General features: G+C 68.0%; 15 protein-coding genes. 7 read left to right on the top strand and 8 right to left on the bottom strand.

The features are described 5' to 3' along the window. Window positions 1-36 precede the first annotated feature (36 nt). Both dapE and ACPYN9_RS06550 read left to right on the top strand, forming a co-directional pair. Window positions 37-1,167, top strand: a complete 1,131-nt coding sequence (gene dapE / locus ACPYN9_RS06555; protein WP_424465002.1) for a succinyl-diaminopimelate desuccinylase — start codon at window positions 37-39, stop codon at window positions 1,165-1,167. Further along, window positions 1,149-2,408, top strand: a complete 1,260-nt coding sequence (locus ACPYN9_RS06550) for a hypothetical protein (RefSeq protein ID WP_424465000.1) — start codon at window positions 1,149-1,151, stop codon at window positions 2,406-2,408. Before dapE ends, ACPYN9_RS06550 begins: the two co-directional genes overlap by 19 nt. A 123-nt stretch (window positions 2,409-2,531) precedes the next feature. Here the strand turns inward: ACPYN9_RS06550 and ACPYN9_RS06545 are convergent, their stop codons facing one another. Further along, entirely contained in the window at window positions 2,532-3,128 is a 597-nt protein-coding gene (locus ACPYN9_RS06545) for a superoxide dismutase (protein ID WP_424464998.1), read from the bottom strand. Window positions 3,129-3,345: 217 nt separating this feature from the next. Between ACPYN9_RS06545 and ACPYN9_RS06540 the strand changes: the two genes are divergently transcribed. After that, a complete protein-coding gene (locus ACPYN9_RS06540) occupies window positions 3,346-3,516 on the top strand; it encodes a DUF3117 domain-containing protein (protein WP_082775374.1) in 171 nt (56 codons plus the stop codon). Between the two features lie 233 nt (window positions 3,517-3,749). On the opposite strand, the gene ACPYN9_RS06535 is transcribed toward ACPYN9_RS06540, so the two are convergent. Continuing rightward, complete coding sequence (locus ACPYN9_RS06535; protein ID WP_424464995.1) at window positions 3,750-4,379, bottom strand: O-methyltransferase; 630 nt, start codon at window positions 4,377-4,379, stop codon at window positions 3,750-3,752. A gap of 134 nt (window positions 4,380-4,513) precedes the next feature. On the opposite strand from ACPYN9_RS06535, the gene ACPYN9_RS06530 reads away from it, so the two are divergent. Beyond that, on the top strand, window positions 4,514-4,915 hold the full coding sequence (locus ACPYN9_RS06530) for a Sec-independent protein translocase TatB (protein WP_424464993.1): 402 nt from the start codon (window positions 4,514-4,516) through the stop codon (window positions 4,913-4,915). 109 nt (window positions 4,916-5,024) lie between these two features. Here the strand turns inward: ACPYN9_RS06530 and ACPYN9_RS06525 are convergent, their stop codons facing one another. Genes ACPYN9_RS06525 through ACPYN9_RS06515 form a run of 3 tightly spaced genes read right to left on the bottom strand, consistent with a single transcriptional unit; the run spans window position 5,025 to window position 8,144 of the window. Further along, complete coding sequence (locus ACPYN9_RS06525) at window positions 5,025-6,161, bottom strand: P-loop NTPase (RefSeq protein ID WP_424464991.1); 1,137 nt, start codon at window positions 6,159-6,161, stop codon at window positions 5,025-5,027. After that, window positions 6,158-6,817: a DUF1003 domain-containing protein gene (locus ACPYN9_RS06520; protein WP_424464989.1), complete on the bottom strand. Its 660-nt coding sequence runs from the start codon at window positions 6,815-6,817 to the stop codon at window positions 6,158-6,160. Before ACPYN9_RS06520 ends, ACPYN9_RS06525 begins: the two co-directional genes overlap by 4 nt. After that, window positions 6,804-8,144 (bottom strand): magnesium transporter MgtE N-terminal domain-containing protein, encoded by a 1,341-nt coding sequence (locus ACPYN9_RS06515; protein WP_424464988.1) that lies wholly within the window; start codon window positions 8,142-8,144, stop codon window positions 6,804-6,806. The genes ACPYN9_RS06520 and ACPYN9_RS06515 overlap by 14 nt, the downstream gene beginning before the upstream one ends. Before the next feature lie 95 nt (window positions 8,145-8,239). On the opposite strand from ACPYN9_RS06515, the gene ACPYN9_RS06510 reads away from it, so the two are divergent. Next, on the top strand, window positions 8,240-8,980 hold the full coding sequence (locus ACPYN9_RS06510) for a general stress protein (protein ID WP_424464986.1): 741 nt from the start codon (window positions 8,240-8,242) through the stop codon (window positions 8,978-8,980). A 26-nt stretch (window positions 8,981-9,006) separates the two neighbouring features. Here the strand turns inward: ACPYN9_RS06510 and ACPYN9_RS06505 are convergent, their stop codons facing one another. Both ACPYN9_RS06505 and ACPYN9_RS06500 read right to left on the bottom strand, forming a co-directional pair. Continuing rightward, on the bottom strand, window positions 9,007-10,527 hold the full coding sequence (locus ACPYN9_RS06505) for an aminopeptidase P family protein (protein ID WP_424465196.1): 1,521 nt from the start codon (window positions 10,525-10,527) through the stop codon (window positions 9,007-9,009). A gap of 95 nt (window positions 10,528-10,622) precedes the next feature. Then, window positions 10,623-11,678, bottom strand: a complete 1,056-nt coding sequence (locus ACPYN9_RS06500) for an endonuclease/exonuclease/phosphatase family protein (protein ID WP_424464984.1) — start codon at window positions 11,676-11,678, stop codon at window positions 10,623-10,625. Between the two features lie 86 nt (window positions 11,679-11,764). Here ACPYN9_RS06500 and ACPYN9_RS06495 point away from each other — a divergent pair, with 86 nt between their 5' ends. Then, the gene (locus ACPYN9_RS06495; RefSeq protein WP_424464982.1) at window positions 11,765-12,640 is read left to right on the top strand and encodes a PHP domain-containing protein; all 876 of its coding nucleotides are present in this window, start codon (window positions 11,765-11,767) and stop codon (window positions 12,638-12,640) included. An 82-nt stretch (window positions 12,641-12,722) separates the two neighbouring features. On the opposite strand, the gene ACPYN9_RS06490 is transcribed toward ACPYN9_RS06495, so the two are convergent. After that, window positions 12,723-14,201, bottom strand: a complete 1,479-nt coding sequence (locus tag ACPYN9_RS06490; RefSeq protein WP_424464981.1) for a DEAD/DEAH box helicase — start codon at window positions 14,199-14,201, stop codon at window positions 12,723-12,725. 198 nt (window positions 14,202-14,399) lie between these two features. On the opposite strand from ACPYN9_RS06490, the gene ACPYN9_RS06485 reads away from it, so the two are divergent. Next, entirely contained in the window at window positions 14,400-15,131 is a 732-nt protein-coding gene (locus tag ACPYN9_RS06485; RefSeq protein WP_424464980.1) for a ferritin-like fold-containing protein, read from the top strand. The last annotated feature ends 87 nt before the right edge of the window (window positions 15,132-15,218 follow it).

Here is a 15,218-nt window from a genome sequence, read left to right as displayed (position 1 = left end):
GTCAGCGGGTCCTCGGAAGGACTTAGGCTTGAGCCCATGTCTTCATTCGCGAGCGCCGGCGCCATCGATCTGACGCTACCTTCGACCGAACTCACGAGGCTGTTGTGCGACATCCCCTCCGAATCCGGAGATGAGGCGACGATCGCCGACGCGATCGAGGCGGCGCTTGCGCCCTACGGGCATCTCGAGGTCCAGCGACTCGGCAACACGATCATCGCCCGCACGTCCTTGGGGCGGGCGCAGCGCGTCGCAATCGCCGGGCACATCGACACGGTGCCTATCAATAAGAACCTCCCGACCAAGCTGGAGCGTCTGTCGCCTGAGCAGGCAGCAGCGGATGTGCCAGGCACTTCGCCCGGCGAGTACCTCTGGGGCCGAGGCACGGTCGACATGAAGGCGGGTGTGGCCGTCCAGCTGCGCCTTGCCGCGGAGCTGGTTGCACCTGCCGTCGACGTCACCTGGATCTGGTACGACAACGAGGAGGTGGCGTCGGACCTGAACGGTCTCGGGCTGCTGGCGGAGGCACGGCCGGAGCTGCTTGCTGCTGATTTCGCGATCCTCGGCGAGCCGACGAAGGGCGAGGTCGAAGGCGGCTGCAACGGCACCATCCGCGTCGACATCCGCACGAGGGGCCGGCGCGCGCATTCGGCACGCGCCTGGGTCGGCGACAACGCCATCCACAAGGCCGCGCCCATCCTCGCCAGGCTCGCTGCCTTCGAACCGTCGACGGTGCCGGTCGAGGGCCTCGAGTACCGGGAGGGACTCAACGCGGTGCGCATCTACGGCGGTGTCGCCGGCAACGTGATCCCAGACGAGTGCGTCGTGCACGTGAACTACCGCTTCGCGCCAGACAAGACGCTCGACGAGGCCGAAGCCCAGCTCAGGTCCTGGTTCGGCGAGTTCGAGCTCGACTTCGTCGACCGCTCGCCTGCGGCGAGGCCGGGGCTGGATGCGCCGCTCGCTCGTGGCTTCCTGGAGGCGGTCGGTGCGGAGGCAAAGCCGAAGTACGGATGGACTGACGTGGCACGCTTCTCAGCGCTCGGGATTCCGGCGGTCAACTATGGGCCAGGCGATCCGCTGAAGGCGCACGCCGATGACGAGCGCGTGCTTCTCGCGGAGATCACCCGAGTCGAGGAAGGGCTGCGCTCGTGGCTGACCTCACGCTAGCGAGAACTGGGCGCGAGGAGTTCACGGTCGCTGCCGACACACGGCCGACCTACTTCACGTACTACTGGAATCGACTGCCCCCGCTTGCGCAGGTGGCCATCATCTTCTTCGCCTCCCGCGTCGTGACGACCATCTTCCTGCTCGGGTTCGCGTCGCAGCAGCAGGAGACGTGGCAGTCGCCCGCGAAGCCCGACCTGTGGACGTTCTCGAACATCTGGGACGCCGCCTGGTATGAGCGGATCGCGCTGGGGCCTTACGGCTACTCGAGCGAGCTTCCTCGGAACGAGGAGGGCCAGGTCACCGAGAACGCGTGGGCGTTCATGCCCGTGTATCCGATGCTCGTGCGCGCGCTGATGCTCGTGACGACGCTACCGTGGGACGTGGCGTCCGTGCTTGTCGCGACGGCCTTCGGGTTCGCCGCGGCCTGGGTCTTCAACCGCACGCTTGCGCTCGTGGTCGACAAAAGCACCACCGCGTTCGCGACGTTGCTCTTCTGCATCGGGCCGACGAGTCCGCTCTTGCAGCTCGGGTACGCGGAGAGCGCGCAGAACTTCTTCGTTGCCCTGCTGCTTTACCTCCTCATCAAACGGCAGTGGCTCGTCATGCTTCCCGTCATCGTCGTGGCGTCATTCACCCGCCCCACGGGGCTGGCGTGGGCGATGACGCTCGGCCTGTACTTCCTGGCTCGCTGGTGGATGCACGCGAAGGGCCGGGAGAGCTTCCCGCGTCCGGAGGTCATCAGGGTCATGATTGCGGGGCTACTGTCGGCGGTCGCTGGCTTCGGTTGGCTCCTCATCGCCTGGGCCGTGACCGGTGAGCCCTCCGCGTACATCGATACCGAGCTCGCCTGGCGCATCCACTACACGGGGCCGATCGAGCTCGTGCCCTTCACGGGGTGGTTCCACGGCGCCACGTTCTGGTTCGGGCAGCCGATCGGCGCGATCATCGTCGTGCTGTTTGTCGTCTTCGTTCTCGGTGTCATTGCCCTGCCGGTCATGCGCCGGCTCGGCATCGAGATCAGGATCTGGCTCTTCAGCTACTTCACGTACTTGTTCGCCGTGTTCTTCCCGCAATCGAGCACCTTCCGCCTGCTCATGCCGATGTTCCCAGTACTCGGTGCCGTGGCGATTCCGAAGTCGCCGCTGTACCGGGTCAGCGTCGTGATCCTCATGCTCGCGGGGCAGCTCCTCTGGCTGTACATCTGCTGGTACACGGTCGAGGGGGACTGGACTCCCGCGTAGTCTGGCCAGCGGTGTGCGAGAGTCCGCCGCGCAGATTCCCGGCCTTTCGGCCTCGAACGAAGAAGGCGATCGCCGCATCCGCGAACGGATGCGGCGATCGCCGTTGGTAGGGAACGTGCCGCGTCAGGCGCGGGCGGCGTCGAGGCGCTCGCCGACGTTCTTCCAGTTCACGATGTTCCAGAATGCCTTGATGTAGTCGGCGCGGACGTTCTGGTAGTCGAGGTAGTAGGCGTGCTCCCACACGTCCAGCTGGAGCAGGGGGGTCACCCCGAACGGGATGTTCCCTTGCTGGTCGAACAGCTGGAAGGTCGTCAGGTTGCCGCCGGTCTGGTCGTAGCCGAGCACGGCCCAGCCGGAGCCCTGGACACCGAGCGCGACGGCGGTGAACTGCGCCTGGAACTTCTCGAGCCCGCCGAACTGCTCGTCGATGGCGTCCTTGATGCCGCCCTCCGGCTCACCGCCCTCTGGTGACAGGTTGGTCCAGAAGACGCTGTGGTTCACGTGCCCACCGAGGTTGAACGCGAGGTCCTTCTCGAGCTTGTTGATGTTCGCGAGGTTGCCGCTGTCGCGAGCCTCGGCGATCTGCTCGAGGGCCGTGTTCGCCCCCTTCACGTAGGTGGCGTGGTGCTTGTCGTGGTGCAGCTCCATGATCCGCGCCGAGATGTGGGGCTCGAGTGCCGCATAGTCGTAGGGAAGGTCGGGGAGCGTGTATTCAGCCACGTGAGGTCCTTTCGATCATCTGGCTAGAGCAGAAGGCACCTTGGATGCCAACGGAATGTGACGCTACACCTCGCTTCTGGCTGTTTCCCGCGTCGTTTCCTCAGAAGACGGGGTGCATTCGATTCGCGACTTTCCTCATTCCGGAGGGCCGAATGCACACTCGGTCCACGAATTTGGGATACTAGGGGGACACTGCACAAATCTTGGAGGCGCAATTATGGCCGCGATGAAACCGCGTACTGGTGACGGACCTATGGAAGCCATCCGCGAAACACGGCTGATCATCGTCCGTGTACCCCTCGAGGGTGGCGGGCGCCTCGTGGTGTCCGTCAACGACGACGAGGCGCGCGAGCTTCGCGATGCGCTGAGCGCAGTCGTCGGCGAATAGCCGTTTCGCACGAAGAGAAGGGGGGGGGGGGGCCGGGGCGGGGCGGGGGGGGGGGCGGGGGGGCGGCGGGGGGGGGGTGGGGGGGGGGTGTTGGGGTGGGGGGGGGGGGGCGCCGCGGGCGGGGGGGGGTGTGGGAGGATCTGGCGGGGGTTGACGGGCCAGCACCCCTCGGCCCCGGGCCCCCCCCCCCCCCCCCCCCCCCCTTCTGCTGTGCCTGCGCAGGTTCGGTGGTGTTAGCGAAGCTTGGTGAGCTGGAGGATGCCGCCGTCGAGCGGGAGGAGCGCCAAGCGAAGATCTTCCTGGAGGTCGAACTCCGAGAAGAGCGCGCGAAGTCCGCTGGTGAGCGCGTCGCGGCGAGCGGGCGACGCCACCTTCCCGCCGTTGAGGGCGCCGAGCGCGATGATGGTTCCTCCCGGGCGGATGAGGCGCAGCCCATGCTGGAGGTGAACGCCGATGTGCGCGATGTCGCCGCCGATGACGACGAGGTCGTAGCCCCCCTCGGTCATTCGAGGGAGGACGTCCTGTGGGTGTCCGGTAATGAAGCGGAGGCTCGCCCCCCGCGCCCCAGCGGAGATCAGGAGGCGACGTGCGTGGCCGAGGTACTCGGGCTCCGAGTCGATGCAGGTGATGGTCGACCCCGGCGCCCCGCGCCAGACGGCGTGGGTCAGCACGCCGACCCCGGTGCCGATTTCGATGATTGTCCTGGCCCCCGTCGCGGCGGCCAGGAAGGTGATGTGGGCGGCAGTGGCAGCCGAGGGGAGGGGTAGCCCGAGTTCGAGCGTCAACTGACGAGCCTCACGGACGAGGGCATCGTCTGCGATTCGCTCGTTGATGTACCGCGAGCTGAGCTCCAGTTCAGACATTCTTCAAGACTAGCGCCGTGGTGGGCCGCGGGCCCGTACGCATGGCCGCGGCAGTCGTGGTCTCCGATGCGCCACGGGCCCATCCCAGAGCCTATGATGGGACGGTGTTTGGGCTGACGTTTGAGAAGTTGCTGTTGATCGGCGTTATCGCGGCCTTCATCATCGGACCCGACAAACTGCCGAAAGCTGCCGAGCGTCTCGCCGATGCGGTGAAGTGGCTTCGTGGCGCATCCACGAATGCGAAGTCGCGGATGAAAGAGGAAATGGGCGACGACTTCGCCGATGTCGACTGGCGAAAGCTCGACCCGCGTCAGTACGACCCGCGCCGAATCATTCGCGACGCGCTCCTCGCTGAGGACGAACCGGCCGCCCCGACGCCTCCGCCGGTGAATGAAGCTTCTGCAGCGTCGGGCGATAGTGCGGATGCGGCAGCGGCCGCTGCGGTCGGCGGCGCGTCGCGACCGAGCTGGGCGGCGAGGGCCGTCGCGGCGCCGGCGATCGTCGGGCCCGTGCCCGTCGACCTCGAAGCGACCTGAGACCTCGAAGCGACCCGAGACCTCGACGCGACCCGCGACTTCGACACGACCCGCGACCGCAACGCGACCTGGTCTGCTCGCCCGCGCGCATCCCGAGTGCGAGCGGGCTCTAGCGAAGCGACACGGGCAGGCGACGACCGCTGAGGCCGCGTGGCTGCGCGAGCAGCGCGTCAGCGGCGCGCTGCAGGGCGAGACCGGCCGCGTCATCATGCGGCGCGGTTCGCAGCAGCGGGGTGCCCGCGTCGCCGGACTCCCGGAGCAGCTGGCTGACGGGGACCTCCGCCAGCAGCTCCACGGGTGTGTCCTCTTCGCTGAGGCGTGCAGCGACGGCCCTGCCGCCGCCTTCGCCGAACAGTGCGACGCGCTGGCCGTCGCCGGTCTCAAACGGCGACAGAGTCTCAATGACCCCGACGACTCGTTGGCCGGTTTTCCTGGCCAGGGCGCCCGATCGCCAGGCGACGTCCGCCGCAGCCGCCTGAGGGGTCGTCACCACGACGACCTCGGCTCCAGGCAGGAGCTGTCCGAGCGAGATCGCAATATCGCCTGTCCCGGGCGGCAGATCCAGCAAAAGTACATCGAGGTCGCCGAAGTAGACGTCGGTCAGGAACTGCTCGATGGTCCGGTGCAGCATCGGGCCGCGCCAGGCGACGACCTGTGACTGGTCGCCGAGGAACATCCCGATCGAGATGAGCTTTACGCCGTGGGCAACGGGGGGCACGATCATGGCGCCGATGCGCGTCGGCGAGACGTCGTCGGCGAGCCCGAAGAGCCCGGGGATCGAGTAGCCATGGACGTCGGCATCGATGATCCCGACGTTGAGGCCGCGACGAGCGAACGCCGCGGCGAGGTTCGCGGTCACGGTCGACTTCCCGACGCCGCCCTTGCCGCTGGTGACGGCGATGACGCGCGTCAGCGAGTCGCGCCCGAACGGATGCACGCGGCCGGCGCGCGAGCCGCGCAGACGCTCGGTGAGGGCCGTTCGCTGCTCCCTGGTCATGACGCCGACAACGAGCTCATACGGGACGCCGTCGATGACGGATTCGATCGCCGACCGAACGTCCCGTTCGATCTGGCGGGCCGCCGGGCAGCCGACGATGGTCAGTCGGAGTTCGACCTCCACCGATCCGTCACCGCGTTCGTCGACGCGCTCGATCATGCCGAGTTCTGTCAGCGGTCGGCGAAGCTCCGGGTCGATGACGCTGGAGAGTGCACCCCTGATGTCGTCGGCGAGCGGCACGCCGCTCACGCCTGCTCTTCTGCCGACTTCGCGGCGCGTTTCCTGTCACGGATGGCTTCCGCGCGACGTCTGGCAGCATCGCTGCCCCGCTGCTCCTCGCGAGAGATCGTCTCGGCGCCCTCATCGTCCGGGTCGTCGAGATCTTCGATGTCCTCCAGCAGCGCGCGCAGCTCGGCTCGGATGAAGTCCTTGGATGCGAGGTCCTTGGTGAGCACTCGAAGCGCTACGATCTCGCGGGCCAGGTACTCCAGGTCGGCCGAGTTGCGTTCCGCGCGCTGGCGGTCCTGCGCGATCTGCACGCGGTCTCGGTCGTCCTGGCGGTTCTGCGCGAGCAGCAGCATTGGCGCCGCGTAGGACGCCTGCAGGGACAGCATGAGTGTCAGCGCGATGAAGCCCAGGTCCGCCGAGTCGAAGCGGAGGTCGACGGGCGCCATCGAGTTCCAGACCACCCAGAAGATGACGAAGAGCGACAGGCCGACGAGGAACGCGGGCGTTCCCATGGCTCGCGCGAACGCCTCCATGCCGCGGCCGAAGGCATCGCTCCGCTCGCGGTCGCGGTTCTCCCCGTCGTCGCCGCGGGAGTCGCGCCGCGGCTTCGGTCGCGGACGGCGAAGGTGGAGGCCCTTGACCTTGGGGCGCTCGAGTTCGTCCTCACGACGTGCCATGAGTCCTCCGAGCGGATGCAGAGTTCGCGGGGGCGGTGACGACGCGCTTCGTGCCGACGCGCTGCGAGACGCGGCTTGGTACGACCTCGCCCTCCGCGTCGACCTGGCGCCAGTCCTCCGGCAGGAGGTGGTCGAGGACGTCATCGATCGTCACGACGCCGACGAGGCGGTGGGCTTCATCGATGACGGGGAGCGCGACGAGGTCGTAGCTCGCGAGCACGCGGGCCACCTCGGCGTCGCGCATCGTCGTCGGGGCTGGTTCCATCTCTCGGTCGAGAATGGTGTCGAGTCGCTCGTGTGGCGGATACCTGAGGAGCCGCTGGAAGTGCACGAGTCCGAGGTATCGGCCGGTCGGGGGCTCGTAGGGCGAGAGCGTCACGAAGACGCTCGTCGCGAGCGCGGCCGGGAGGTCCTTGCGACGGATCAGCACCAGCGCCTCGGCGACTGTGGCGTCGCCGGGCAGGATCACCGGGTCGGTCGTCATGAGCCCGCCAGCCGTATCCGGCGCGAACTCGAGCAGCATGCGCACTTCCTCGGCCTCCTCCGGGTCCATGCGCTGGAGCAGGGCCTCGCTCTTGACGGCGTCGAGCTTCGCGACGAGGTCGGCGGCGTCGTCCGGCTGCATCTTGTCGAGCACATCGGCCGCGTGCTCTTCGTCGAGCCACTCGATGATGTTGACCTGGTCGGACTCTCGCATCTCCTCGAGCACGTCCGCGAGCCGCTCGTCGGGCAGCATGCTCACGACCTCCTTCAGCCGCGCATCCGGCAAGTCGAGGAGCGCTGTGGCGAAGTCGCTGGGCTTCATGTCCGAATGGGCGGTGAGGAACTGCGTGGCGGCCTGCTGCTCACCGATCGTGAGCTCAGGCGTGACCTCGTCCCACGTCGCGAAGCGCGTCGGGCCGGTGCCGAAGAGCTGCTTGCTCTTGCGGGGCAGGCGCACGAAGAGCTGGCCGACATGCCAGTGTCCTTGCGCGTCTTCCTCGATCTGCACGTCCTCGATGGTGCCCGTGGCGGTGCCGTCGTTGAACGTGACGGAGCGGTCGGCGAGGTCGGCGAGGACGCGCACCTCCTGGCCGTGCTGGACGAACGGGCGGGAGTCGATCTCGCCGCTCACGACGATCTGGCCGGAGCCTATCGACTCGACCTGGCGGATCGGAATGAAGATCAGTCGCTTGCTCTTCGTCTCGACGACGAGCCCGTTGACTCTGGGGGAGTGGGCAGCGCGGTACTCGACGATGACATCGCGGACCTTGCCGATCCGGTCACCGTCTTCGTCGAAGACAGGGCACGCGGAAAGGCGCGCAGTAAAGACCTTGGAGACACTCACGGGCCAATGGTAGTCGCCGCCGACTCCGCGCCAGCCATCAGCGAACATGTGACTCGTCGGCCGCGTTTCCCCGGCCGTCCTGAGACAATGGCGGTATGACAACCCCAGGCACGACGACACGTGGCGCCCGCAGTCGATTCCCGAAGGTCCCAGAGGGCGACGTGATCGCGAGTCTCGACACCTACGAAGCCGCGCGAGCAGTCGTCGATGGCCTCGCGAAGCAGGACTTCCCCGTCTCGACCGTGTCTATCCTCGGGAGCCACCTGCGCACCGTCGAACGCGTCACCGGGCGCATGTCGTTCGGCAAGGCGGCCCTCGGCGCAGTCGGCACGGGAGTCATGCTCGGCCTCTTCGTCGGGCTGCTGGTGCTCATCGTCACGCCCGGCGTCGCCATCGAGACCCTCGTCGCCATCCTCCCGGTCGCGATCGGGTTCTCGGTGCTCTGGAGCGTGATCGGCTACGCGCTCAACCCGCAGCGGCGACAGTTCACCTCGGTGATGCAGGTGGTCGCCACCCACTTCGACGTCGTCGTGCCGCGCGAGCATGCAGCGAAGGCGCGGAACCTCCTCGGCTCCAAGGCCTCGCCAGAGGCCGCGCCCCACGCGCCCCAGAGCGCGACCAACATCGAGCCGCCAGCTACCGCACCGGCGCCTCACCCCGCATCCGCCACCGACGCGGCGCAGCCGGACGTCTCGCAGGCTCCGGAGGGGCAGCAGGAGCCCGCGGCTCCTCGCCGAACCTACGCGGAGGCGCAGGCCGAACTTCGCAAGCTCGAGCGCGAGAAGCGCGCCGCGGAGGCGGCGCAGAGCAGGCAGGGGTCAAGCTCCGAGTCCTGACCCCGACCCGCCACTGCCGAGTCCACCTAGCTGGCGTTCAATCGGGCGAACCACGACTCGACGTCGGCAACCGTCCGGGGAATGCCGGACGACAGGTTCTCGGCGCCGTCTGCGGTGACGAGGATGTCGTCCTCGATGCGAACGCCGATTCCCCTCAGGTGCTCCGGCACCGTGAGGTCGTCGGGTTGGAGGTACAGGCCGGGCTCGATGGTGAAGACCATCCCCGCCTCGAGCACGCCGTCAAGGTAGAGCTCACGTCGGGCCTTCGCGCAGTCGTGCACGTCGATGCCGAGGTGGTGGCTCGTGCCGTGCACCATGTACCTGCGGTAGAGCTGCTCGGCGGGGTCTGGGTCGCCGAGCCCCACTGGCATGCCAAGCTCCCGAGTTCGCTGTGCGATGACCTCCATCGCCGTGTCGTGGATGGTCCGGAACGTGATGCCCGGACGCACGATCGCGAACGCGGCGTCGGCCGCTTCGAGCACGATCTCGTAGACGAGCTTCTGCGCGTCGGTGAACCGCCCGGAGACGGGGATCGTTCGCGTGATATCCGCAGTGAAGAGTGAGTCCAATTCTACGCCGGCGTCGACGAGGATGAGCTCGCCAGCGCGCACTGCGCCTGAGTTCTTGGTCCAGTGCAGGATGCACGCGTGGCTACCGGAGGCGGCGATCGTGTCGTAGCCCACGTCGTTGCCCTCGAGGCGGGCCCTCGCCTGGAACACGCCCTCTACGATGCGCTCGCCCCTGGCATGGGCGGCAGCCTTGCCGAGTGACGCGACGATGTCGTCGAACCCGGCCGCCGTCGCGGCAACCGCGTCGCGCATCTGGACGACCTCGTAGGAGTCCTTCACGAGCCTCAGCTCGCTGAGGTCCTGCGCGAGCAGTGCGTCGTCGGAGAGGAGCGCGTCGAATTCGGCGTTCGGCAGGGACAGGGTGCGTCGTGCATCGTCGATGCGCTCGGTGAGCGCCGCATCCGCCTCACGCAGCACCAGCGTGCGTGCGTCGGTCACGAGACCGAGCTCCGAGAACTCGCTGAGGTCCCGTGCCTCGATGTCGAGGTCGGCGGCGGTCTGCGCGAGCGATGGACGTGGCCCGATCCAGAATTCCCCGATCTCGGAGTTGGCGTAAAACTCGTCGCTGTCGCGCCCCGCTCGTTCTCGGAAGTACACGGTCGCCTCGTGGCCGTCGTCGACCGGGTCGAGCACGAGCACGGCACCCGGCTCCGCGTCAGAGCCCCATCCGGTGAGCTGCGAGAAGGCGGAGTGGGCCCTGAAGCGGTAGTCCGTGTCGTTCGATCGCTGCTTCAGGCTTCCCGCGGGGACCACGAGGCGCGCACCGCGATGGCGGGACGAGATCGCCTCTCGGTGCGCCGCCGCGGTCGGAGTGGAAGCCCGCGCCGATGGGAGGCTCTCGTCACGGTCCGCCCACCCGCGCATGATCTGCGTGCGGAAGACATCGCTCTTGGGCGTCGTGCTGCGGTTTTCGTTCGCGGGAGCTTCGAGCGCCCGGTCGACATCGGCAGCCTCGGTGGAGACAGGGGCGGCGGACATAGTGCTGGCGTGGTCGGAGGTAGTCACCGTCTCATTCTCGCCCGGGAAACTGGACGGCGTGCCCAGCCGTCGCCACGTCACGCGTCGACCGGGCCTCAGCCGGCAGACGAAGGCGTGAGCTGCGCGAAGACCGGACGGTGGTCGCTGCCGGCGTCGTCCCGCGACGTGAGCACCTCGAAGCCGGTGATGTTCCACTCAGGGGTCGCCATCACCCGGTCGATGTTCGCGCCGAGCAACGGCGGCACTCCTGCAGTCCAGGTGCCGACCGCTCCGTTGCCGGTCGCGAGCGCAGCGTCGGCGCAGGAACCCAGCTGGCTCGCGTCGTCCGCACCGAGCCCGGCGAGGTGATCGAGCGTCGAGTTGAAGTCGCCGGCGACGATCGTGTTGCTCGAGCATTGCGCGGCGAGCCACTCGAGGTCGGCATTCCACGCGGTCATGTTGCCAGGGGTGGGGGACACCGGATGCGCCGCAATGATCGTGGGCCCGTCGCCGTCCACCGGGACGGCGATGACGGTCGGGAGCGTGCTCGTGTCACCCCGGTCGGTGACGACCTCGTAGTCACCCAGGTCGGGGGAGATCAGGAGCGTGGTCGAGGTCGCCTTGTAGTCCTCGTCGATGGTCTGGGTGTGAACCCACATGGGCGAGCCGGCCTCGGACATCTGGGCGGCGATTTCCACGCCGAGCTCCTCCGTCGTCTCCGGAAGGACCACAACATCGGCTCCCACCTCCACGGCGAGTTGCGCGATCGAAGGTGAGCCTGGCGCATCCCCGCGCGTGTTCCAGCTGAGGATGTTGATGCTCTCGGGGGAGTCGCGGGTCGTGAGGGCGCTGCCGAGGCCCCGGCTCACGAGCACCGCTGCCGTGGATGCGATGAAGATGGCAAGCACCAGCGTGGTCATCCCGAGGACAGCGCGGGCCTTGCGAGACGCGAGCACGGGAATGAGCAGGAGCAGCATGATCGCCGTCGCACCGATCGCGACCGGCAGCCGGAACGAGATCGCCTGTGCGACCAACGGCGCTCTCTGGAGATCGAGGAGCTGCGGCCAGCCGAGCACGACGGCTGCGGCGAGGGCGATGAGCCCGAGCAGCAGCCCCGCCGCTCGATGACCGGCGAGGGAACGTCGTCTGGGTGATGGAGAGGTACTCGGCATGACCGCATCAGCGTAGCCGGAGCGGCGGGGTGAGCCTGGGAGCGACGTTGCGATCGCCGTCCCGTGCCCTGTGCTTTGATCGAGGCATGACCTCCTTCGACACGCCGGGCATCGACCTCCACACCCACTCCGTGGTGTCAGACGGAACGGAGGCGCCGGGTGAGGTCGTGCGGCAGGCGGCGAAGGCGGGCCTCGATGTAGTGGCCCTCACCGATCACGACACCACGGCCGGGTGGGCTGACGCCGCGGACGCTGCGCAGGAGACCGGAGTCACGCTCATCCCTGGCATCGAGTTTTCCTCGCAGCTCAACCACGCGAGCGTCCACGTGCTCGGTTACCTGATCGACCCCGCCGACGAGGTGATGCTCGCAGAGATGCAGCAGGTGCGCGAGTCTCGGCGATCGCGTGCCGAGCGCATGGTCGGCATGATCGCGGCTGATCACGACCTTGACTGGGACGATGTGCTCGCCGTCACGGAGCCCGGCGCGACCGTGGGCCGTCCGCACATCGCCGACGCCCTGGTCTCAAAGGGCATCGTCAGCAGTCGAGTGGAAGCGTTCGAGACGGTGCTCCACTGGCGAGGCGGCTACTACGTCGCGCACTACGCACCGAGCCCGTTCGCCGTCGTGAAGTTCATCCGGCGAGCCGGGGGTGTGCCCGTCCTGGCGCACCCGGGGTCGAGAGGCAAGCGCGCAATGGCACCCGACGTCCTCGAGGAGCTCGTGCAGTCGGGCCTCGGCGGATTCGAGGTTGGGCATCGGGAGAACGACGCGGCGAGCCGCCAGATCCTCCTCGAGATGGCCGCGCGGCATGACCTCATCGTGACCGGATCGAGCGACTATCACGGCGCGGGCAAGCCGAACCGGCTCGGCGAGCACACGACCGCACCGGAGCACCTGGAACGCATTCTCGAGCAGGGGACAGGCAGCGCGCCGGTCTTCCGCGGATCCGGCCCGCTCTGACGCGAGCACCGGCCGACACTGGGCGGGACCGCGAACGGCGCCGAGCACATGCTCGACGCCGTTCGTACTGCCGCGTGCGCGGTTACTCGCTGCTCTGCGACTCCTGGGGTGCAACGTTCGAGTCGCTTGCGGAACCACCGCCGCGACGACGGCGGCGACGGCGAGCCGGACGCTCGGCGCCTGCTTCGCCCGCGCCCTGCGCGTCCGCAGCACGCTCACCTGCGGGAGCTGCAGCGGTCTGCGACGCTGGCGCATCGCCGGTGCGGCGCCGGGACCGCGAGCGAGCGGGTCGGTCTCCCGCATCGCGGGAGCTGCCGCCTCTGCCGCCGCGTTCGCTCGAGGTGTGGCGGCTGCCGGGTGACTGCACCTCGCGCTTTGGCGCGGCGATGCGCCCCTTCGTGCCCTCGGGGATGCGCATGTCCTTGTAGAAATGGGGAGACGACGAGTACGTCTCGACCGGTTCCTCGGCGCCGAGCTCCAGCGCCTTCGAGATCAGCGCCCACTTGTGCAGGTCGTCCCAGTCGATGAAGGTCACCGCGATGCCCGTGTTGCCGGCGCGTCCCGTGCGACCCACGCGGTGCAGGTACGCCTTCTCGTCTTCAGGAATGGTGTGGTTGATGACGTGGGACACGTCGTCGACATCGATGCCTCGCGCGGCGACGTCGGTGGCGATGAGCACGTCCTTCTTGCCGGCCTTGAACGCGGCCATAGCTCGCTCGCGCTGCTCCTGGTTCAGGTCGCCGTGCACTGCCGCCGCCTTGAAGCCACGATCGGTGAGCTCCTCCATCAGCTTCGCGGCGGCACGCTTCGTGCGCGTGAAGATGACGGTTTTGCCCCGGCCCTCGGCCTGCAGGATGCGGGCGATCATCTCGTCCTTGTCCAGCGGATGCGCGCGGTAGATCACGTGCTCGATGTTCGCCTGCGTGACGCCCTCGTCTGGGTCGGTGGCGCGGATGTGAATGGGCTTCGTCATGAAGCGGCGAGCGAGCGCCACGATCGGGCCGGGCATCGTTGCCGAGAAAAGCATCGTGTGGCGCGTCGCCGGGGTCTGCGCGAACAGGCGCTCGATGTCGGAGAGGAAGCCGAGGTCGAGCATCTTGTCGGCCTCATCGAGCACCATTTCCCGCACGTTCGAGAGGCTCAGCATGCGCTGCTGGGCGAGGTCGAGGAGGCGACCCGGTGTGCCGACCACGATCTGCGCACCTGCCTTGAGCTGCTCGATCTGCCCCTCGTACGCCTTGCCCCCGTAGATGGGGACAACCGAGGTGCTGCGCCCGGAGACGGCGATCTGGAGGTCCTCATAGACCTGGACGGCGAGCTCGCGAGTGGGAACGACGACGAGTGCCTGCACGCCGTGGGCCGGGTCGGTGCCAAGGCGCTGGATGAGGGGGAGGCCGAAGCCGAAGGTCTTGCCGGTGCCGGTCTTGGCCTGGCCGATGATGTCCTGCCCGCTCAGGGCAAGGGGGATCGTCTGCTCTTGGATGGGGAACGGCTCGGTGATGCCGTGTCCCTCGAGCGCCGAGACGATGTCGGCATCGATGGAAAGGTCGGAGAACTTCACGAGTGAAACGCCCTGTCTGCAGTTGTGGGATGCGCCCGGGAAGTCGAAGGGCGCCGAACGGCCGCGGTCGCGGCATCGTCACAGTCTAGCGAATCGGTGCATTTCGCTCTGCTCGGACTCCGATCGCGTCTTGCAGCACGGTTTCGCACCGCTCTGGGACGCGACGAGCGCGCGCGGTCAGGCACGTAGGATGAGCGTGTGAAGCCAGTATTCGGAAGGCGCGGCGGAGACCGATCTCAGGACGACGCAGCCCCAGCATCCGCCCCGAAGCCAGCGACGTCGCTCGGTGACCTGCTGATTCCCGTCGATGTGCTGGTGGCGCGCGCCGCGTACCTGGAGCTGCTCCTGTTCCAGGAACTGTCCGCGATCGTGAACGAGGCGCCTGCCCTCGCCAACAAGCAGCACATCGGAGCCGCCGCGAACGCAGCGCTCGAGCGTCACCGAGCTCTGCTCGGCGGAGCTGAGGCCGCCTCCGAAGCGGCCTCGATCGCGCGCATCGGAGACGCCGCGAAGCACTTCGCTGGCTACCCGGAGCGCGTGCTTGGGCATGACTGGGCCCAGCGGCTCCTCAGCTGCCACCTCTCCTCTGGCTTCTTCCGCGACTTCTTCGAAGAGGTCGCCGAGCACGGTGGTGTCGACTATCGCGACGCGCTTGCGCCCGTCCTCCTCACCGACGAGCAGCGTGATCAGCTGCTCCCTGTCATCGAGGCGGCCATCCACTACGAGGACGGCCTCGGCGACCGTCTCGCGATGTGGGGGCGACGCATCGTGGGAGACACGGTGCTGGCGATCCGTCTCGCGCTCGACGTCCCGCTCGGAACGAGCGGTGACGATCTCGTTCCCAGCGGAGAAGAGCAGCTTGAGAAGCTCGCCTCGGTGCTCTACGCCGGCCATTCCCGGCGCATGAACGCTCTGGGGCTCGCCGCCTAGACTCGCGTGACGCACCGGCACCGCCGGCGGTCGCGCGCCTCGCATCCAGAAAGCCCCCGGTCCGAGGACACTTCACGCGAAGTGTCG

Origin of the sequence: Pseudoclavibacter helvolus (assembly GCF_049707175.1) — a bacterium.
Lineage (GTDB): Bacteria > Actinomycetota > Actinomycetes > Actinomycetales > Microbacteriaceae > Pseudoclavibacter > Pseudoclavibacter helvolus_A.
Note: the sequence above shows the minus strand (reverse complement) of the source record. Positions and strands in the feature narration are given on the sequence as shown.